General features: G+C 60.6%; 17 protein-coding genes and 1 pseudogene. 4 read left to right on the top strand and 14 right to left on the bottom strand.

Annotation, left to right across the window (positions count from 1 at the left end; all coding sequences use genetic code 11):
- Window positions 1-4 precede the first annotated feature (4 nt).
- A pseudogene (locus tag C2846_RS03875) lies at window positions 5-829 on the top strand (sigma 54-interacting transcriptional regulator).
- A gap of 64 nt (window positions 830-893) precedes the next feature.
- Here the strand turns inward: C2846_RS03875 and C2846_RS03880 are convergent.
- From C2846_RS03880 to C2846_RS03910, 7 genes are all read right to left on the bottom strand, one after another.
- Entirely contained in the window at window positions 894-1,676 is a 783-nt protein-coding gene (locus C2846_RS03880; protein WP_119700732.1) for a class II glutamine amidotransferase, read from the bottom strand.
- Window positions 1,677-1,681: 5 nt separating this feature from the next.
- Window positions 1,682-2,542 carry a glutathione-dependent disulfide-bond oxidoreductase gene (yghU, locus tag C2846_RS03885; RefSeq protein ID WP_119700733.1) on the bottom strand — a complete coding sequence of 287 codons (861 nt, stop codon included), beginning with the start codon at window positions 2,540-2,542 and terminating at the stop codon, window positions 1,682-1,684.
- Window positions 2,543-2,630: 88 nt separating this feature from the next.
- Complete coding sequence (locus tag C2846_RS03890) at window positions 2,631-3,710, bottom strand: sulfate/molybdate ABC transporter ATP-binding protein (RefSeq protein WP_119700734.1); 1,080 nt, start codon at window positions 3,708-3,710, stop codon at window positions 2,631-2,633.
- Window positions 3,711-3,969: 259 nt separating this feature from the next.
- Complete coding sequence (cysW, locus tag C2846_RS03895; protein ID WP_119700845.1) at window positions 3,970-4,809, bottom strand: sulfate ABC transporter permease subunit CysW; 840 nt, start codon at window positions 4,807-4,809, stop codon at window positions 3,970-3,972.
- Between the two features lie 49 nt (window positions 4,810-4,858).
- Window positions 4,859-5,683, bottom strand: a complete 825-nt coding sequence (cysT, locus tag C2846_RS03900; protein ID WP_373279488.1) for a sulfate ABC transporter permease subunit CysT — start codon at window positions 5,681-5,683, stop codon at window positions 4,859-4,861.
- Window positions 5,684-5,745: 62 nt separating this feature from the next.
- Window positions 5,746-6,765 (bottom strand): sulfate ABC transporter substrate-binding protein, encoded by a 1,020-nt coding sequence (locus C2846_RS03905; RefSeq protein WP_119700846.1) that lies wholly within the window; start codon window positions 6,763-6,765, stop codon window positions 5,746-5,748.
- A gap of 242 nt (window positions 6,766-7,007) precedes the next feature.
- Entirely contained in the window at window positions 7,008-7,190 is a 183-nt protein-coding gene (locus C2846_RS03910; RefSeq protein WP_080049469.1) for a DUF2292 domain-containing protein, read from the bottom strand.
- A 216-nt stretch (window positions 7,191-7,406) separates the two neighbouring features.
- Here C2846_RS03910 and ilvD point away from each other — a divergent pair, with 216 nt between their 5' ends.
- Window positions 7,407-9,245, top strand: a complete 1,839-nt coding sequence (gene ilvD, locus C2846_RS03915; protein WP_080049468.1) for a dihydroxy-acid dehydratase — start codon at window positions 7,407-7,409, stop codon at window positions 9,243-9,245.
- 231 nt (window positions 9,246-9,476) lie between these two features.
- Entirely contained in the window at window positions 9,477-11,159 is a 1,683-nt protein-coding gene (locus tag C2846_RS03920; protein WP_119700735.1) for a putative bifunctional diguanylate cyclase/phosphodiesterase, read from the top strand.
- On the opposite strand, the gene C2846_RS03925 is transcribed toward C2846_RS03920, so the two are convergent.
- The 4 genes from C2846_RS03925 to C2846_RS03940 are packed head-to-tail and all read right to left on the bottom strand — an operon-like array spanning window position 11,132 to window position 14,021.
- Window positions 11,132-11,647, bottom strand: coding sequence for a dihydrofolate reductase (locus C2846_RS03925; RefSeq protein ID WP_080049466.1), 516 nt, complete (start codon window positions 11,645-11,647; stop codon window positions 11,132-11,134). The genes C2846_RS03920 and C2846_RS03925 overlap by 28 nt on opposite strands.
- Window positions 11,644-12,438 carry a thymidylate synthase gene (locus C2846_RS03930; RefSeq protein WP_119700736.1) on the bottom strand — a complete coding sequence of 265 codons (795 nt, stop codon included), beginning with the start codon at window positions 12,436-12,438 and terminating at the stop codon, window positions 11,644-11,646. Before C2846_RS03930 ends, C2846_RS03925 begins: the two co-directional genes overlap by 4 nt.
- The gene (lgt, locus tag C2846_RS03935; RefSeq protein WP_095624863.1) at window positions 12,435-13,229 is read right to left on the bottom strand and encodes a prolipoprotein diacylglyceryl transferase; all 795 of its coding nucleotides are present in this window, start codon (window positions 13,227-13,229) and stop codon (window positions 12,435-12,437) included. The genes C2846_RS03930 and lgt overlap by 4 nt, the downstream gene beginning before the upstream one ends.
- A gap of 9 nt (window positions 13,230-13,238) precedes the next feature.
- On the bottom strand, window positions 13,239-14,021 hold the full coding sequence (locus tag C2846_RS03940) for a sulfite exporter TauE/SafE family protein (RefSeq protein WP_080049463.1): 783 nt from the start codon (window positions 14,019-14,021) through the stop codon (window positions 13,239-13,241).
- A 107-nt stretch (window positions 14,022-14,128) separates the two neighbouring features.
- Between C2846_RS03940 and C2846_RS03945 the strand changes: the two genes are divergently transcribed.
- Complete coding sequence (locus C2846_RS03945) at window positions 14,129-14,890, top strand: NRDE family protein (RefSeq protein WP_080049462.1); 762 nt, start codon at window positions 14,129-14,131, stop codon at window positions 14,888-14,890.
- A gap of 66 nt (window positions 14,891-14,956) precedes the next feature.
- Here the strand turns inward: C2846_RS03945 and ptsP are convergent, their stop codons facing one another.
- The 3 genes from ptsP to C2846_RS03960 form a co-directional block, all read right to left on the bottom strand.
- Window positions 14,957-17,221 (bottom strand): phosphoenolpyruvate--protein phosphotransferase, encoded by a 2,265-nt coding sequence (gene ptsP / locus C2846_RS03950; RefSeq protein ID WP_119700737.1) that lies wholly within the window; start codon window positions 17,219-17,221, stop codon window positions 14,957-14,959.
- Between the two features lie 2 nt (window positions 17,222-17,223).
- Complete coding sequence (locus tag C2846_RS03955; protein WP_080049460.1) at window positions 17,224-17,715, bottom strand: RNA pyrophosphohydrolase; 492 nt, start codon at window positions 17,713-17,715, stop codon at window positions 17,224-17,226.
- A gap of 103 nt (window positions 17,716-17,818) precedes the next feature.
- Window positions 17,819-19,012 (bottom strand): class I SAM-dependent rRNA methyltransferase, encoded by a 1,194-nt coding sequence (locus C2846_RS03960; protein ID WP_080049459.1) that lies wholly within the window; start codon window positions 19,010-19,012, stop codon window positions 17,819-17,821.
- Window positions 19,013-19,024 lie beyond the last annotated feature (12 nt).

The following is a 19,024-nucleotide window of genomic DNA, read 5'->3' on the forward strand; positions in this document are numbered from 1 at the left end:
CACCATGCCATCTCCCGGCCCTGAAGGCGCCCTGCTGACCTTTACCGACGCTGACCGAAGCCCGCTGAGCATCCGCGCCAAGGCCCTGGTCTTCGTCGACCCGCGCTCGCAGCAGTTGCACCGCGAACTTGAACGATTGTCTCCTTCCGGGCTGCCTATTCTGATCCAGGGCGAAACCGGCTCCGGCAAGGAACTGCTGGCCCGCCAGATCCATCGCTCCAGTGCGCGCCAAGGCCTATTTGTGGCGGTGAATTGCGGCGCCCTGATCGGCAACCAGGCTGAAGCTGAACTGTTCGGTTATGTTCCCAGCCACCCTGTCCGCAGTCAGGCCGGCCGTACCGGTTGGTACGGGTCTGCCAACGGCGGCACCCTGTATCTGGATGAGATTGGCGATCTGCCCAAACACCTGCAGCGCAAGCTACTGACCGCCCTGCAAACACGTGAAATTCTGCGGGTAGGCGCCAGCAACGCAACCCCCGTGGATGTCCGCTTGGTTGTGGCCACAAGCATTGATCTGGAGTGAGCCGTTGAAGCCGGAACATTCAACGCGCATCTGTACGAATATCTGAACGAAGGCTTCCTGGCGCTGCCGCCACTACGCCAGCGGGTTGCCGACATTCTTCCGCTGGCCGAATACTTTCTCGCCATGTATGCCCAGCGTCTGGAACTGCCTGTCCCTTTGTTCGATGACCACGCAGCTAAACGCCTGCAGGCGCATACCTGGCCTGGCAACACTCGGGAGCTGGAGAACGTCGTGCATTTCGCCTTGCTGGTCAGCCGCGACGGCCTGATCCGGGCTGGTGATCTCAACCTGCCCGACGACCAATAGGTCGCCGGCATAATTGCCCCAAACAAGTTCAAGGCTAAGTTCTCGCGCATGAGCAATACCGGAATCAAACCAGCTCAAGCTGCCCCGACGCCAGCGTTTCTCCGCCGTGCCAAAGCCGCCACTCACCTTGCTGGTACAGCGTCCACTGCTCGTTGCTGGTCAATGGCTCGGTGGCAATCACCGTGACGACATCGTTGGGAGTGGTGTGCTCGCCAAAATCGACCACCAGCTCCAGGTCACTCAGTTGCGCGGCACCAAAGGGCGCCCGCCGGGTAATCCAGGCCAGCTTGCTGGTGCAGAGAGTGAACAGCCAGTCGCCATTGCTCAGCAGCAGGTTGCAGACACCCTGGCTGGCATAGTCGGTACAGGCGCGGGTGATGGCCTGCATCAGTGCTGCCTGTTCGGGCAACTGACTGAACTGGCTGCGCAGGCGGTTGAGCAGATCACAGAACAGGGCTTCGCTGTCGGTGTCGCCAACGGCCTGGAACGGGCCGGGCTGGGCAACGAAACCCTCGAGCTGGCCATTGTGGGCAAAGCTCCAGTACTGCCCCCACAGCTCGCGGGTAAATGGATGGGTATTGGCCAGACTGACTCGCCCGACATTGGCCTGACGAATATGGCAGATGACATTCTCGGACTTGATCGGATAGCTTTCGATCAGCCTGGCAATCGCCGAGCTGTGGCATGGCGCCGGGTCATGAAAACAGCGAACACCACGGCCCTCATAAAACGCCACACCCCAGCCATCGCAATGCGGCCCGGTGCGCCCACCGCGCTGCATCAGCCCGGAAAAGCTGAAGCAGATATCGGTGGGAACATTGGCGCTCATGCCCAGCAGCTCGCACATGGCCGTTAGCCCTGCTGCCCACGCAAACCGGCAAAGTCGCTGGCGGCATGGCGTTCCGGCAACTGCTGGTCTGCATCGCCCCAGGTCCGATTGACCATCCGCCCGCGCTGCACCGCCGGTCGCTGGCCAACCTCCTCGACCCAACGCAGCACATGGCTGTAACCCTGCGCGTCGAGGAACTCGGCGGCGCCATACACCTGATTGGTCACCACCCCGCCATACCAGGGCCAGATCGCCATATCGGCAATGCTGTACTGGTCACCGGCGACATAGCGCTGCTCGGCCAGTTGCCGGTCGAGTACGTCCAGTTGGCGCTTGACCTCCATGGTGTAGCGATTGATCGGGTATTCGAACTTCTCCGGGGCATAGGCGTAAAAGTGGCCAAAGCCACCGCCAAGAAACGGCGCGCTGCCCATCTGCCAGAACAGCCAATTCAGGCACTCGGTGCGCCCGGCCAGGTCCTGGGGGATAAAAGCACCGAACTTGTCGGCCAGATACAGCAGGATTGAGCCGGACTCGAACACCCGTAGCGGCGGGTTCATGCTCTGGTCGAGCAGTGCCGGAATCTTCGAGTTCGGGTTGATCTCGACAAAACCCGAGCCGAACTGGTCGCCCTCGTTGATGCGGATCAGCCAGGCATCGTATTCCGCCGCCTGGATGCCAAGCTCAAGCAGCTCTTCGAGCAGGATAGTGACCTTGACCCCGTTGGGCGTGGCCAGCGAATACAACTGCAACGGATGCTTGCCACGCGGCAGCTCGCGCTCGTGGGTCGGCCCGGCCACCGGCCGGTTGATATTGGCAAACTGGCCACCGTTGGCCTTGTCCCAGGTCCAGACCCGGGGTGGGGTGTAAACGCCGTTGCTCATGACTTCCTCAGAGTGGATCGCTGTAGAAGCACAACCCTAGCCGGTTACCCGCCCTTGATCCAGCCCTGCCCCACTCTTTTACTGCTCTTCAGCCAGGTGAGTTCAGCTCACCATCCTCAAGAAACACCCGAGTGTTCACCGGCCTGATCCAGGCATCGCCCCCTTGTACCAACCCCAGCTCACGAAACCGGTGCTTGGGCAGTTCAGCGTGTACGACACGCTCACTGTTGTCGGTGCGCAGTTCCAGACGCACGGTCGGCCCGACTACCGAAACCAGCTCAATCTCGGCATGCAGAGCGCCCTCGCTGCGACCACCCAGCACTTCGATGTCGTGCGGGCGGACATAGGCCAGCGCCTGGCTCTCGCGCTGGCCGGCATATTCGGGCGCATCCAGACGCAGATCACCGATACGGGCAATGCCGTCGTGCACCCGGGCATGGAACAGGTTGACGTTGCCGAGGAACTGGTAAACGAACGGATTGGCCGGGTTGTCGTAAACACTCTCCGGACTGCCGTCCTGCTCAACCTTGCCATGGTTCATCACCACCACCCGATCAGATACTTCCAGTGCCTCTTCCTGATCGTGAGTGACAAACACGCTGGTCACATGAATCTCGTCATGCAGCCGGCGCAACCAGCGGCGCAGCTCGGCGCGCACTTTGGCGTCCAGTGCACCAAAGGGTTCGTCCAGCAGCAGTACCTTAGGTTCGACTGCCAACGCCCGAGCCAGGGCAATCCGCTGGCGCTGGCCGCCGGACAGTTGCGATGGCAGGCGATCGGCGGTCCAGTCCAGTTGCACCATTTCCAACAGGTGCATGACCTTCTTGCGAATCTCTTCCTTGCTCGGGCGCTGACGGCGCGGTTTGACGGTCAGCCCGTAGGCCACGTTCTCGTACACGCTCATGTGCTTGAACAGCGCATAGTGCTGGAACACGAAACCCACCCCGCGGTCACTGACGTGCAGGTCAGTGGTGTCTTCACCGTGGAAACGGATGCGACCGCTGTCTGGCTGTTCGAGCCCGGCGATGATCCGCAGCAGGGTGGTCTTGCCGGAGCCCGACGGCCCGAGCAATGCGGTCAGCTCGCCGTCATTGAGGGTGAGGCTGACGTTGTCGACGGCGACGAAGTCGCCGAAGCGTTTGTTGACCTGATCGATTTCAATGCTCATTTGGATTTTCGTCCCGGGAATAAATAGACATCGTCATTGCGAGCCTCGTAGAGGCGTGGCAATCCTAGGCACCGCATTGCTGCCAGGCATGGATTGCCGCGGCGGCAAAAACGCCTCCTCGCAATGACGTGTGTGGGGGGGCGTCATTGCGAGCCTCATAGAGGCGTGGCAATCCATAGGCACCGCATTGCTGCTAGGCATGGATTGCCGCGTCGGCATAAAGCGCCTCCCCGCAATAACGACCTGCTGGTGGTAAGGCTCAAGCCTGCGCATGACGCTCATCCAGCCACTCGACAAAGCTCTTGATTGCAATGGTCACCAGCGCCAGCCCGGTCAGCAGTGACGACACGGCAAAGGCGGCGGTGAACATGTACTCGTTGTAAAGCACCTCAATGTGCAGCGGCATGGTGTTGGTTTCACCGCGAATCCGCCCGGAAACTACGGCTACTGCACCGAACTCACCCAGCGCCCGGGCGTTACACAGGATCACCCCGTAGATCAGGCCCCACTTGATATTCGGCAGGGTTACGTACCAGAAAGTTTTCCAGCCGCTGGCCCCGAGGGTCAGCGAGGCTTCCTCCTCTTCCTTGCCCTGCTGCTGCATCAGCGGGATCAGTTCGCGGGCAATGAACGGCAAGGTGCCGAAGGCGATCACGATGATGATGCCGGGGACGGCAAAAATGATCCGCAGGTCATGGGCCGCCAGCCAAGGACCAAGCCAGCCCTGGGAGCCGAACAGGATGACGAAGATCAGCCCGACCACCACCGGCGAGATGGCAAAGGGCATATCGATCAGTGATATCAGAATCGGCTTGCCACGGAACTCGAACTTGGCAATCGCCCAGGCCGCCGCCACGCCAAACACCATGTTGATCGGCACGACGATCAATACCACCAGCAACGACAGCCGGATGGCGGCTAGCGCATCCGGCTCGTTGATCGCTGCCCACCAGACCTGCAGCCCCTGTTCAAAGGCGCCATACAGCACTACCGCCAGCGGCAGTACCAAAAACAGCGCGAGAAAGGTCAGGGCTATACCGATCAAGGTCCAGCGCACCCACAGCGGTTCTTCCGTGGCGCGGCGCCAGCGTGCGGCCAGTTCAGGATTGGCTACATAAGTAGAGGTTTGTGTTGTCACAGGAGAGTCCTCACAGGCCGCGACGCTGGGTCCACCATTGCAGACCATTGATCAGAAGTAGCAGGGCAAAGGCCGCCAGCAACATCACCGTACCGATCGCAGCGGCGCCGTTGTAGTCGTACTGTTCGGCCTTGGCGACGATCAGCAGCGGTGTGATCTCGGTGCGGTAGGGCATGTTGCCGGAAATGAACACCACCGAGCCGTACTCACCCACCGCGCGGGCAAAAGCCAGGGCATAACCGGTCAGCAGCGCCGGCAACAGTGCCGGCAGAATCACCCGGCGGATGGTGGTAAAGCGGCTGGCGCCCAGACTGGCCGAGGCCTCTTCGCGTTCAGCCTCCAGGTCTTCCAGCACCGGTTGCACGGTGCGCACCACAAAGGGCAGGCCGATATAGGTGAGCGCCACCACCACACCAAGCTGGGTGTAGGCCACCTTGATCCCGGCCACCTGCAGGTACTGGCCGACCCAGCCGCTGGAGGCATACAGGGTCACCAGCGCAATCCCGGCCACTGCGGTTGGCAGGGCAAACGGCAGGTCTACCAGCGCATCAACGATTTTCTTGCCGGGGAAGCTGTAACGCACCAGCACCCAGGCCACCAGCGCGCCAAACACCAGATTGATGGTGGCGCCGATCAACGAGGCGCCAAACGACAGCTTGTAGGAAGCCACCACCTGCGGATGGCTGACAGCGCGCCAGAAGTCATCCCAGCTCATCAGCGAGGTGTAGAGCAGCAGGCCACCCACTGGAATGAGAAAGATGAAGCTCAGGTACAACAGGGTAAAGCCCATGGTCAGCCCGAAACCGGGTATGACGCGGCGCTTCTTTGCAGCCAGGGACATAGATCACCTCAGACAAAAGCCCGGGCGTATGGCGCCCGGGTTGGTTTCAGCCGTTGTCAGCGCCGGGAAATCGATTCCAGGATGCTGTCGAACTGGCCACCATCGTTGAAGTGAGTGTCCTGCGCGTTCTGCCAGCCACCAAACACCTCATCGACAGTAAAGAACTCGACGCTAGGGAAGCGATCGGCGAACTCGGCAGCGATTTTCGGATCACTTGGACGGTAATAATGCTTGCCGGCCAAACGCTGGGCTTCATCGCTGTACAGGTACTGCAGATAGCCTTCGGCGACCTCGCGGGTGCCCTTGCGATCAACATTCTTGTCCACCACGGTGACCGGCGGCTCGGCCAGAATGCTTACCGAGGGCACCACGATCTCGAACTGGCCCTGACCCAGCTGCTCTACCGCAAGGAAAGCCTCGTTTTCCCAGGCAATAAAGGCATCACCAATTCCGCGCTGGACAAAGGTGTTGGTCGCGCCGCGGGCCGCCGGATCCAGCACCGGGACGTTGGCATAGATCTGACGAACAAAGTCGTAGGCCTTCTGTTGGTCACCGCCGTTCTGTTTCAGCGCATAGCCCCAGGCCGCCAGGTAGTTCCAGCGGGCCCCACCGGAGGTTTTCGGGTTGGGAGTAATTACCTGCACGTCATCGCGCACCAGGTCGTCCCAGTCCTTGATGTTCTTCGGGTTGCCCTTGCGCACCAGTAGCACGATGGTCGAGGTATAGGGCGAGCTGTTGCGTTCCAGCCGATCCTGCCAGCCATCGGGAATCAGCTCACCGTTCTGGCGCAGCGCATCCACGTCATAGGCCAGCGCCAGGGTCACCACATCGGCATCCAGCCCGTCGATCACCGAGCGCGCCTGCGAGCCGGAGCCACCATGCGACTGACGCACGTTGACACGCTGCCTCTTGGACTCTTGCCAGTACTGGCTGAACGCAGTGTTGTACTCGCGGTAGAACTCACGGGTAGGGTCATAGGACACATTGAATAGGTTGACCGTCTGGGCAAGGGCCGAAGCGGATACCAGAGCGGCCAGGCCGCCAGCAATCAGGGTCTTGCGGAAAAACTTTTTCATGGTGTGTGCACTCTGCAGATACATTTCTCGTAGCGCCAAGATGGCGCTGGGGTACGGTGTGAACGCTCAGCGATCACATTCGGTGAGAAGCGCGGCTACAGGGTCGACAGCGTTGACCGGCATAAGCGAGCGAGGTCATGGGAAGCTCCAATAGTAGTTACGTGTTGGCTTCACACGCCTCTGGTGTTCCAGTCGGCGGGGTTGTTTAGGGGTCTGGCGACAATATCCCGTGGTCGGGTGCTTCAGGACGTCCTGGTCGGCGGCGATTGAAAGCGAAACTTTTCCTTGCGTTCAATCTGTACCACCTGACCGTTATGCAGGGTGATTTCCACGGCGCCGAACTGAATGTTCTTCAACGCCTCGGCAATCGCCGCTATCACCCGCTGGTCATCCGCCGCCGCATTAACAGTGTTGGTAGCGGTCATGGCTGGCTCCGAAGTTCGTTATGGACAACACCACGCGGGTGTCGACGAGCAGATACTAGATCAGCCCAATTATAACCATAAATACTATTTTGGAATTTTTATATTCTTTATAGAAATAAAAAGAGCCAGACCTAATAGCACCGTCTCCCCGCTACTGCAAGCCACTCGCCGAATTGGTATGCTTGACAGATTACGGAACACAACGAGATCACCGTCATGCCTGATTACCGCTCGAAAACCTCCACCTTCGGCCGCAACATGGCCGGCGCCCGCGCGCTGTGGCGTGCCACCGGGATGAAGGACGAGGACTTCAAGAAGCCGATCATCGCCATCGCCAACTCCTTTACCCAGTTCGTGCCCGGCCACGTGCACCTGAAGGATCTGGGTCAACTGGTCGCGCGGGAAATCGAAAAAGCCGGCGGCGTGGCCAAGGAATTCAACACCATCGCGGTAGATGACGGCATCGCCATGGGTCACGACGGCATGCTCTATTCGCTGCCCTCGCGCGAGATCATCGCCGACTCGGTCGAGTACATGGTCAACGCTCACTGCGCCGACGCCATCGTCTGCATCAGCAACTGCGACAAGATCACCCCCGGCATGCTGATGGCCGCGCTGCGCCTGAACATTCCGGTGGTGTTCGTCTCCGGCGGACCGATGGAAGCCGGCAAAACCAAACTGGCCAACCACGGCCTGGATCTGGTCGATGCCATGGTCGCCGCCGCCGACGACAGTTGCTCAGACGAAACCGTCGCCGAGTACGAGCGCAGCGCCTGCCCGACCTGCGGCAGTTGCTCGGGCATGTTCACCGCCAACTCAATGAATTGCCTGACCGAGGCTTTGGGCCTGTCACTGCCGGGTAACGGCTCGACCCTGGCCACCCATAGCGATCGCGAGCAACTGTTCCTGCGCGCTGGCCGACTGATCGTCGACCTGTGCCGTCAGTACTATGCCGAAGGCAACGAGAACGTCTTGCCGCGCAATATCGCCAGCTTCAGGGCTTTCGAGAACGCCATGACCCTGGATATCGCCATGGGTGGCTCGACCAACACCATCCTGCACCTGCTGGCCGCCGCCCAGGAGGCCGAACTGGCCTTTGACCTGCGTGATATCGACCGGCTGTCGCGCAAGGTGCCGCAACTGTGCAAGGTGGCGCCGAACATTCAGAAGTACCACATGGAAGACGTGCACCGCGCCGGCGGGATCTTCTCGATCCTCGGTGAGCTGGCCCGCGGCGGGCTGCTACACACCGATGTACCGACCGTGCATAGCCCGAGCATGGAGGAAGCTATCGCCCAGTGGGATATCACCCAGACCGACGACGAGACCGTACACACCTTCTTCAAGGCCGGTCCGGCCGGTATCCCGACCCAGGTAGCGTTCAGCCAGAGCACTCGCTGGGACAGTCTGGACGATGACCGTGAAAACGGCTGCATCCGCAGTGTTGCCCATGCCTACTCGCAGGAAGGTGGCCTGGCGGTACTCTACGGCAACATCGCCGAAGATGGCTGCGTAGTGAAAACTGCCGGCGTGGATGAATCCATCCATGTATTCGAAGGCCGGGCCAAGATCTATGAAAGTCAGGACAGCGCGGTCAAAGGTATTCTGGCCGACGAGGTCAAAGCGGGCGATATTGTCATTATCCGCTACGAAGGCCCCAAGGGCGGCCCGGGCATGCAGGAAATGCTCTACCCAACCAGCTACCTGAAATCCAAAGGCCTGGGCAAGGACTGCGCCCTGCTGACCGATGGGCGCTTCTCGGGCGGCACCTCGGGCCTGTCGATCGGTCATGCCTCGCCGGAAGCGGCTGCCGGCGGCGCCATCGGCCTGGTGCGTGACGGCGACAAAATCCTGATCGACATCCCGAAGCGCAGCATCAACCTGCTGGTCAGCGATGAGGAACTGGCCGTACGCCGTGCCGAACAGGACGCCAAGGGCTGGAAACCGGCTGAACAACGTCCGCGCAAGGTGACTACTGCGCTCAAGGCCTACGCCCTGCTGGCCACCAGTGCCGACAAGGGTGCGGTGCGCAATAAGGCCATGCTCGAAGACTAACTCCACGGATGACGCGGGCGAGCCCTCGCCCGCGTCATATTTCCAGCAAGATACTGAAACTCGCCAAAAGCAGTCAAAACCCCGTCAATCGCCCGAAATCTCCCTACCATTTGTCGGACAAACTTGCCAGTTATGTCATGCTTGTGCTGAATGCAAGTTGTGATGGCGTTAACATAATGATGTCATCTCGCCTACATGGACGCTTCACTTTAATTCCATAAACGGAAGCCAATGGAAACCGCTGCCCGCAAGCTGTTGCTGGTTGAAACGAATCAGGACAAGCGTGAGCACCTGCTCAGCTTGTGCCGGGATTTGCCCGACACGACGTTTGATGTCGAGGTCTGCACACGCCCGAAAGAAGCCATCAACCGCCTTGCCAGCGGTGCTTTTCATGCCTGCCTGTTACCCAACGATCTCGGCCTGTTACGCGATGCCCGACGCGTGGCCACAGATACCCTGTACCTGCTGATCAGCGACGGCGGCTCAGTACACAGTGATAGCACCGCGCTGGAAGATGGTGCCGACGATATCTTGCAGCGCACCCGTCTGGACGCCGAACATCTGCAGCGCGCCCTGATCCATGCCCAGTCACGCCGCAACAGCGGCCTGCGTCTGGCCCAACAGGCCAAGCAGGACCCGCTGACCGGGCTGGGCAACCGCGCCCTGCTGGAAGAAGAACTGGATCGTCTGTTGCTGCGTAGCAAACGCAGCCAGGAAGGCTTTGCCCTGCTGTACATTGACCTGGATTACTTCAAACAGATCAACGACAGCTTCGGCCATGGCCTGGGTGACCTGCTGCTAGCGGTGATCGCCAACCGGCTGCGCCGCAGCATGCGCCAGGATGACCTGATCGCCCGGATCGGCGGTGATGAATTCGTCGCGTTGCTGCATGACCTGCATGACCCCAACGACGCAGCGCTGATTGCCAGCAAGATCATTCACACCCTGAGCGAGCCCATCACCCTGAGCGGCCATCATCTGCTGATTTCCGCCAGCGTCGGCATCGCCACCTATCCCGAACACGGCCAGTCCGCCGCTGAACTGCTGCAGCATGCCGACCAGGCGCTGTATCGGGCCAAGGCCAATGGCCGCAACGGCTACAGCTTCTATTGTCCGAACGAAGAAGCCCATACCCGGACCAATCTGGATATCGAGCAGGGGCTGCGTCACGGCCTGCTGGAAGGCCAGTTCCGTCTGCACTACCAGCCTATCGTCGATACCCAGCAGGGCGATACCGTGGCCTGGGAAGCTCTGCTGCGCTGGCAGCATCCGCAGCTGGGGCTGTTGACGCCGGATGCCTTCCTTAAACTGGCCGAACACAGCGGCCTGATTTTGCCAATGGGCCACTGGGTAATCGCCCAGGCGCTGGAGGCTGTCCAGCAGTGGCAGAACGCAGGCATCAATTGCCGACTATCGATCAACCTGAGCGACCGGGAACTCAAACAGCCGCGCTTTGCCGACCAACTGCGCCAGCTACTGGCCAAAAGCAAAGTCGACCCGCGAATGGTTCAGCTCGAATTACGCGAAGAGGCCCTGCTCAAGCACGCCAGCCAGGCCAGCAAGTTGTGCAAGGGGCTCAGTGAGCTGGGGGTCGATATCTGGCTTGATCACTTTGGTGAGGAGTACGGAGCACTCGGCTATCTGGCCCGCCTGCCGATCAAGGGCATCAAGCTGGATACCCGGAGTATGCAGGACGGTAATGACAGCGAGTACGCCAACTATCTGCGCAATCTGATCAACCTGTCACGCGGAATGGGTAAACAGGTGACCGCCAACTTCGTGGAAAACGCCCAGTGCGCCAACCAGCTATCACACTGGGGCGGGCACTATCTGCAAGGTTACTGGATCGGCAAGCCGCGCCCGCTGGAGGAAGTGCTGGACCAGTCTCAGCCGCTGATCCTGTCCAGCACCTGATAGCTGTGAGCGGGATAATCCGGGCCGGCCGGTACATCCCGCTGCTCGACCAATGACCAATCCCCCTCAGGGATCTGTGGAAACCAGGCATCGCCCTGCGGACTCAGCTCGACCCGGGTCAGATACAGCCGGTCGGCCAGATCGAGCATCTCGCGATACAGCATCTCACCGCCAATCACCATAACCTCGTCGACCGCATCCAGCTCGGCCTGTCGCCGCGCCACCTCAAGCGCCTGCTGTGGGCTGGTAACCACCACGGCGCCGGGCAACTGCAAAGCCGACTGGTGACTGACAACGATGTTGGTGCGTCCCGGCAAGGGCCGCCCCAGCGAGTCAAAGGTCTTGCGCCCCATGATGATCGGCTTGCCCCAGGTCTGCGCCCGAAAGTATTTCAGATCCTCCGGCAGGTGCCAGGGCAACTGGTTGTCGATACCGATCACCCGGTTGCTCGCCAGTGCGGCAATCAGTGCGATGCGTGGACTGCTCATACCGCCACCGGCGCCTTGATATGCGGATGGCACTGGTAGTTCTCCAGAGTGAAGTCCTCGAAGGTGAAGGCAAACAGGTCACGGACCTCAGGATTCAGGCGCATGGTCGGCAGCGGCAGCGGCTCGCGACTCAACTGCAGATCGGTCTGCTCCAGGTGATTGGCGTACAGATGGCAGTCACCGCCGGTCCAGATGAACTCGCCCGGCTGCAGGTCGCAGACCTGAGCAATCATCAGCGTCAGCAACGCATAGCTGGCGATATTGAACGGCACACCGAGGAAGATATCGGCCGAGCGCTGGTACAACTGGCAGCTGAGCTTGCCGTCGGCAACATAGAACTGGAACAGTGCATGACAGGGCGGCAGCGCCATGTCGTCCACCAGCGCCGGGTTCCAGGCCGAGACGATCAGTCGACGTGAATCCGGATTGCTGCGGATCATCTGCAACAGCTTGCTGATCTGGTCGATAGCCTCGCCGTTGGGCGCCGGCCAGCTACGCCACTGGTAGCCATAGACCGGCCCGAGATTGCCGTCGTCGTCGGCCCACTCATCCCAGATCGATACCCCGTGCTGTTTCAGGTAGGCGATGTTGGTGTCGCCCTTGAGAAACCACAACAGCTCATGAATGATCGATTTGAGGTGGCACTTCTTGGTGGTGACCAGCGGAAAGCCTTCACTGAGATCAAAACGCATCTGATGGCCGAACACACTGTAGGTGCCAGTGCCGGTGCGGTCACTCTTGAAGGTGCCGGTTTCACGCACCCTGCGCATCAGATCCAGATACTGTTTCATGCGATTTTTGCCTCCCGGCGATAGGCGAACCAGATCATCCCGGCACCAATGACGACCATCGGAATGCACAGCAACTGACCCATGGTGAACCAGTCGAAGGCCAGGTAGCCGATATGCGCGTCCGGCTCTCGGACAAATTCAACGATAAAACGGAACACCCCGTAACACACCCCAAACAGCCCACTGACAGCCATGGTCGGGCGTGGTTTGCGCGAGTAGATCCAGAGAATGGCGAACAGCGCCACACCTTCCAGGGCAAACTGATACAGCTGCGAGGGATGCCGCGCCAGTTGCAGCGGGTCAGTCGGGAACACCATGGCCCAGGGCACGTCGGTGGCCTTGCCCCACAGCTCGGCGTTGATGAAGTTGCCAATGCGCCCGGCGCCCAGGCCAATCGGCACCAACGGAGCAACAAAGTCCATTACCTCAAAGAAGCGCTTGCCGTTGCGCCGGGCAAACCAGGCCACCGCCAGCAACACCCCGATCAATCCACCATGGAACGACATACCGCCTTTCCAGATTTGCAGGATCAGCGTCGGGTCATTGATATAGGCCGCCAGATCGTAGAACAGCACATAGCCCAAACGCCCACCGGCAATCACCCCGAGCGCGACCCAGAACACCAGATCGGAGAGCTTTTCCCGACTCCAGGTCGGGGCAAAATCGGCCCAGCGGCGCGATGCCAGCCACCAGGCGCCACCAATACCGATCAGGTACATCAAACCGTACCAGTGAATCTGCAACGGACCAATAGCCAAAGCCACCGGGTCGATTTGCGGGTAAGCCAGCATGAATGCTCCCTACATGAGAAAGTTGATGCCCACGCAAAATAGCAGAAGGGCAAACAGACGCTTGAGCAAACGTTGTGACAACTTGTGTGCCAACAAAGCTCCGTAACCAGCGAACAACATGCTGGTGGCGGCGATCCCGACCAGCGCCGGCAGATACACGAAGCCCAGACTCCAATCCGGCAAGCCGGCCTTGGCCCAGCCTGTCCAGATGAAGCTCAGCGAACCTGCAACGGCGATTGGCAGACCGCAGGCCGAAGAGGTCGCCACCGCCTGCTGCATCGGCACGCTGCGCCAGACCAGAAAAGGCACGGTCAGCGAGCCACCGCCAATCCCGAAAATCGCCGAGGCCCAGCCGATGACCCCGCCCACGCCGGTCAATCCGGCCCGCCCAGGCACAGCCTGACTGGCCTTGGGCTTGAGTTCAAAACCCATCTGGATGGCCATGACGATGGCGAATACGCCAATGATCTTCTGCAATGCCGGGCCACTGATCAGCGCAGCGGTCAGCGCACCCAGCACGGTACCCAGCAAAATTCCAAACGTCATCCAGACGAACACCGGCCACAGCACAGCACCCTTGCGATGATGGGTACGAATGGCGTTGAGCGAGGTGAAGGCAATGGTCGCCAGCGAGGTCCCCACGGCCATGTGGGTCATGACTTCAGGCGCAAAGCCCTGAAGAGTAAAGCTGTACACCAGCACCGGCACAATGATTATCCCGCCGCCCACGCCGAACAGGCCGGCCAGCACTCCGGCACAGGCGCCCAGCACCAGATAAATCAGAAACTCCACAACGCCCCCAGGCAGTCCGTTCGTTCATCCCGGCCGCAGTCAACCGGCCGCCTAGTGTAGCCGAATCGTCCCACTAAACGTAGACTGACTAGCTCAAGGAGGTGCCCATGTGCCTGATCGCCTTTGCCTGGCAAGTCGCCGACCAGCCGCTGTTGCTGCTCGGCAACCGCGACGAATTTCATGCCCGCCCAACCCGGAATGCGCAGTTTTGGGAGCCGGAGGGTCACCCTGAGCTACTGGCCGGCAAGGACCTGGAGGCCGGTGGTACCTGGCTGGGCATTACCCGCCAGGGACGTTTCGCCAGCCTGACCAACATCCGGGCGCCGGGGGCCCGCAAAGGGCCGCTATCACGCGGCGCACTGGTGCTGGACTACCTGACCGGCCAGCAATCACCGGCGGAGTATCTGCAACAGGTCGCCATGAATGCCGAACAATATGCCGGCTTCAACCTGCTGGTGGGCGACCGCCAGCAGCTCTGGCATCTGAATAGCCGCAGTGGTCAGGCCGAATCATTAAGTCCGGGCATCTACGCGCTGTCCAATGCCGGGCTGAACAGCCCCTGGCCAAAACTGGTCGCCTTGCGCCAGGGCCTGGAAGCCCGCCTGCATGCCGATGACCGGCAACTGCTGCAACTGCTTGCCGACCCACGCACCTACCCCGATGAACAACTGCCGGACACCGGTATCAGCCTGGAGTGGGAGCGGCTGCTGTCCGCCGCATTCATCGTCAGCGCCGAGTACGGCACCCGGGCCAGCAGTCTGCTGCGCCTTAAAGCCAATGGTGAAGTAGTGTTTATCGAGCAGCGCTTTGGCCCCGAGGGGGTTGCGCTGGGCGAGCAGCGTTGGTGTTTTGCCTGCAAAGACCAGTAGGAGCGCCTCGCATGTGCGAACAGGATTGAGCTATCGCGGCCGCGGGCCGCTCCTACCAAGACAGCATCAGCGCTGACTGAGCACCTTGCCCAGCCCCATGTTCTTGAGCGCCAGATGCAGGGTACTTTGCACCAGATGCGGGTTGTCCAGCAGCAGCACTTCATCCAGCAGCGCCTTGGCGTCTTCCAGGCTGATTTGCCGTAGCAGCCACTTCACCTTGGGCAGGTTGGTGGCATTCATCGACAGCACATCACAACCCATCGCCATCAGCAGCACTGCCGCAGCCGGGTCACCGGCCATCTCACCGCAGACGCTCATCGGCTTGCCGGCATCGCGGCAGGCATGAGCCACCTTAACCAGCGCCTGCAGCACCGCAGGATGCAGGGAGTGATAAAGATCGGCAACGCGCGGGTTGTTGCGGTCAACCGCCAGCAGATATTGGGTCAGGTCATTGGTGCCAACCGAGAGAAAATCGACCATCTGCACCAATTCACGGGCCTGGTAGACCGCTGCTGGCACTTCGATCATCACCCCGACCGGTGGCATGGGCACATCCACGCCCTCATCCAGCACTTCGCTGTAGGCCCGGTGGATCAGATGCAGTGCATCCTCGACTTCGAAGATACTGCTGATCATCGGCAGCATGATTCGCAGATTGTTCAGCCCATGACTGGCCTTGAGCATGGCCCGGGTCTGAACCAGAAAAATTTCCGGGTGATCCAGGGTAACCCGGATCCCCCGCCAGCCAAGGAAGGGGTTGTCTTCCTTGATCGGAAAATAGGTCAACGCCTTGTCACCACCAATATCCAGAGAACGCATGGTCACCGGCAGCGGATGGAAGGCTTCCAACTGCTCACGATAGGTCGCCTGCTGCTCTTTTTCGCTGGGGAAGCGGTCCTGAATCATGAACGGTACTTCGGTGCGGTACAGCCCTACCCCTTCGGCACCGCGATCCAGCGAGCGGGCGACATCGGCCAGCAGGCCGGTGTTTACCCACAACGGCATGCGATGGCCGTCAGTGGTAATGCACGGCACCTCACGCAGCTTCTCCAGGCCCTGCACCAGTTCGCGCTCTTCGCGCACCAGTTCCAGATAGTGCCTGCGCAACTCCTGCGAGGGGTTGGAATAGACCTCACCGTGGTTGCCGTCGACGATCAGTTCCAGACCATCAACCCTGGTATAGGGCAGATCGACCGCCCCCATAACCGTGGGAACCCCCATCGCCCGGGCCAGAATGGCAACGTGCGAACTGCCTGATCCCAGTACCGAAACCAGGCCCACCAGTTTTTCCTTGGGCACCTCGCCCAGCATGACCGGGGTAATCTCTTCACTGACCAGAATGGTCTGCTCGGGGTAGACCCGATCCTGGCGCCCGGCTTCTTGCAGATAGGCAAGAATCCGCCGCCCCAGATCCTTGACGTCGGTTGCGCGTTCGCGCAGGTAGGGGTCATCCATCAATTCGAAGCGGCCGACATGATCGCTGATCACTTCACGCAGCGCGCCCTGGGCCCACTGACCGGTGCGAATGATCGCCACCACCTCATTACCTAGCGCGGCGTCGTCCAGCATCATCAGGTACACATCGAACAGCGCCAGCTCCTCGGGGCGCAACTGGCTGGCCAGCTTGCTCGACAGTGCCTGCATATCGCGGCGCACCGACTCCAGCGCAGTGCGAAACAGCGCCAGTTCGGCATCAATATCGACAGCTGGTTTGTCCGGCACGGCATTCAGGTCGGCCGGGGGCAGAATGACCACCGCCTGACCAATGGCAACGCCCGGGGCGCCGGGTACACCGTCAAAGCGGGTGTCCTGAACCACCTCGCCGCCCCAACCCAGGCCACGGATCGCGCCGGTGGCCTCGGCATGGGCGATAACCCCGGCCAACTGGGCACTCATGGTGACCAGGAAAGATTCTTCACCTTCATCGAACTGGCGGCGAGCCTTCTGCTGCACAACCAGTACACCCATCACCCGGCGGTGGTGAATGATCGGCACCCCGAGAAACGAGGCGAAGCGTTCCTCACCGGTTTCGGCAAAATAACGGAATTTCGGGTGGACCGCCGCATCTTCCAGGTTGACCGGTTCTTCGCGGGTGCCGACGTAACCGATCAGACCTTCGTTGCTGGCCAGCGTCACCAGCCCGACGGCACTCTTGTTCAGGCCCTCGGTGGCCATCAATACGTAACGGGAGGTATCAGGATCAAGCAGGTAGACCGAGCACACTTCAGTGCCCATGGCCTCTCTGACACGCTGCACGATGATGTCCAGTGCCGCTGGCAGATCCCTGGCAGCGTTGACCTCCTGAACAATCCGGCGCAGCGTGTTGAGCATGCTCAGCACCCCGGCAAGCCGCTGATCTGTAGCCGGGGCGCCAGTTCTTTCATGGCCCGACGGTAGACATCACGCTTGAACGCCACCACCTGGCCGAGCGGATACCAATAACTGACCCAGCGCCAGCCGTCGAACTCGGGCTTGGCGGTCTTGGTCATGCACACCTGTTCTTCGTTGGCGGTCAGACGCAGCAGGAACCACTTTTGCTTCTGACCCACACAGACCGGCTGGGAGTGATTGCGAATCAAGCGTTGCGGTAGCCGGTAACGCAACCAGCCACGGGTGCAACCGAGGATTTCGACATCCTCGGGCAGCAGCCCTACCTCTTCATGCAACTCCCGATACAGGGCCTGTTCGGGGGATTCATGGCGCTGGATTCCGCCCTGCGGGAACTGCCAGGCATCCTGGCCGATCCGCCTGGCCCAAAGCACCTGCCCCAACCCATTGGTCAGGATGATGCCTACATTGGGACGAAAACCATCAGGATCGATCACAGCCGCTACCCTTGCGTTTATAACTCATGCATTGTTCCACAAAGCAACACGGCACAGCAATTGCTGATAGAACCGTCCCGAGGACCCAAGTTTTCAGCCTGGATCAGACCGGTAATACCCGGCAAAACAATGACTTGATGTAACCGGTTTCCGGGATCGCCGGATGTAACGGATGATCCGGACCCTGGAAGCCTCGCTCGGTGATCACCAGATGCCGGTCCAGATGCCGGGCCGACGCATTGAGGATGTCACGCAGGTTGTCTTCGGCCAGATGCATTGAGCAAGACGCCGACACCAGAATGCCGTCCTTGTTGAGCATACGCATGGCCTGCTCATTCAGACGCCGATAGGCCTGTTCGCCATTGCGGATATCCTTGCGCTTCTTGATGAATGCCGGCGGATCGGCAATCACCACATCGAAACGCTCGTCGGCGGCCTTGAGTTCGCGCAGGGCATCAAGCACATTGCCCTCGACCACCGCCATCTTTTCCGCCACGCCGTTGAGTTCGGCATTGTGCTCGACCTGATCCAGCGCCGGCGCGGAAATATCCACACACATCACTTCGCTGGCGCCAAACGCCGCCGCCTGCACCCCCCAACCGCCGATATAACTGAACAGATCCAGTACCCGTTTGCCCTTGACGTAAGGAGCAAGGCGCGCCCGGTTCATGCGGTGATCGTAGAACCAGCCGGTTTTCTGCCCAGTCCAGACCGGGGCTTCGAAGCGCACGCCGTTCTCGATCAGCGCCACTCGCTCGGGCACCTCGCCGTGAGCCGCCTCGACGTAGGACGGCAAATCTTCCTGGGCCCGCGCACCGCTGTCGTTCTTGAACAGGATACCGGCCGGCTTGAGCACCTGAACCAGCGCCTCGACAATCGCCTCACGCACCCGCTCCATGCCCGGCGTACCAATCTGCACCACCAGATAATCACCAAACCGGTCGACTACCAGCCCGGGCAGCAGATCCGAGTCACCATAGACCAGCCGGTAGAACGGCTGATCGAAGAGCCTCTCGCGCAGACTCAGGGCCACCTTGATCCGGTGCACCAGCAACGACTTGTCCAGCCGATGCTTGCTGTCACGACTGTGCAGGCGGGCACAGATCAGATTGTTGGGGCTTACACAGGCCAGCCCCAGAGATTTGCCGGAGGCGGTTTCCAGGCTGACTTCCTGGCCCGGCTCGAACAGGGTCAACGGGGTTTGGGCAGTATCCACCTCATTGCTGAACACCCAGAGGTGGCCGGCCTTGATCCGGCGGTCGCTATTGGATTTCAGGCGCAGACTGGGCAAGCTCATGGGGCTCTCCTC

Source organism: Pseudomonas jilinensis (genome assembly GCF_003586265.1).
Classification (GTDB): domain Bacteria; phylum Pseudomonadota; class Gammaproteobacteria; order Pseudomonadales; family Pseudomonadaceae; genus Halopseudomonas; species Halopseudomonas phragmitis.

Coding starts and splice junctions, on each gene's coding strand:
- C2846_RS03880 (WP_119700732.1), bottom strand. CDS start 1,676: ATGTGCGAGCTGCTGGGCATGAGCGCCAATGTTCCCACCGATATCTGC.
- yghU (WP_119700733.1), bottom strand. CDS start 2,542: ATGAGCAACGGCGTTTACACCCCACCCCGGGTCTGGACCTGGGACAAG.
- C2846_RS03890 (WP_119700734.1), bottom strand. CDS start 3,710: ATGAGCATTGAAATCGATCAGGTCAACAAACGCTTCGGCGACTTCGTC.
- C2846_RS03905 (WP_119700846.1), bottom strand. CDS start 6,765: ATGAAAAAGTTTTTCCGCAAGACCCTGATTGCTGGCGGCCTGGCCGCT.
- C2846_RS03910 (WP_080049469.1), bottom strand. CDS start 7,190: ATGACCGCTACCAACACTGTTAATGCGGCGGCGGATGACCAGCGGGTG.
- ilvD (WP_080049468.1), top strand. CDS start 7,407: ATGCCTGATTACCGCTCGAAAACCTCCACCTTCGGCCGCAACATGGCC.
- C2846_RS03920 (WP_119700735.1), top strand. CDS start 9,477: ATGGAAACCGCTGCCCGCAAGCTGTTGCTGGTTGAAACGAATCAGGAC.
- C2846_RS03925 (WP_080049466.1), bottom strand. CDS start 11,647: ATGAGCAGTCCACGCATCGCACTGATTGCCGCACTGGCGAGCAACCGG.
- C2846_RS03930 (WP_119700736.1), bottom strand. CDS start 12,438: ATGAAACAGTATCTGGATCTGATGCGCAGGGTGCGTGAAACCGGCACC.
- lgt (WP_095624863.1), bottom strand. CDS start 13,229: ATGCTGGCTTACCCGCAAATCGACCCGGTGGCTTTGGCTATTGGTCCG.
- C2846_RS03945 (WP_080049462.1), top strand. CDS start 14,129: ATGTGCCTGATCGCCTTTGCCTGGCAAGTCGCCGACCAGCCGCTGTTG.
- ptsP (WP_119700737.1), bottom strand. CDS start 17,221: ATGCTCAACACGCTGCGCCGGATTGTTCAGGAGGTCAACGCTGCCAGG.
- C2846_RS03960 (WP_080049459.1), bottom strand. CDS start 19,012: ATGAGCTTGCCCAGTCTGCGCCTGAAATCCAATAGCGACCGCCGGATC.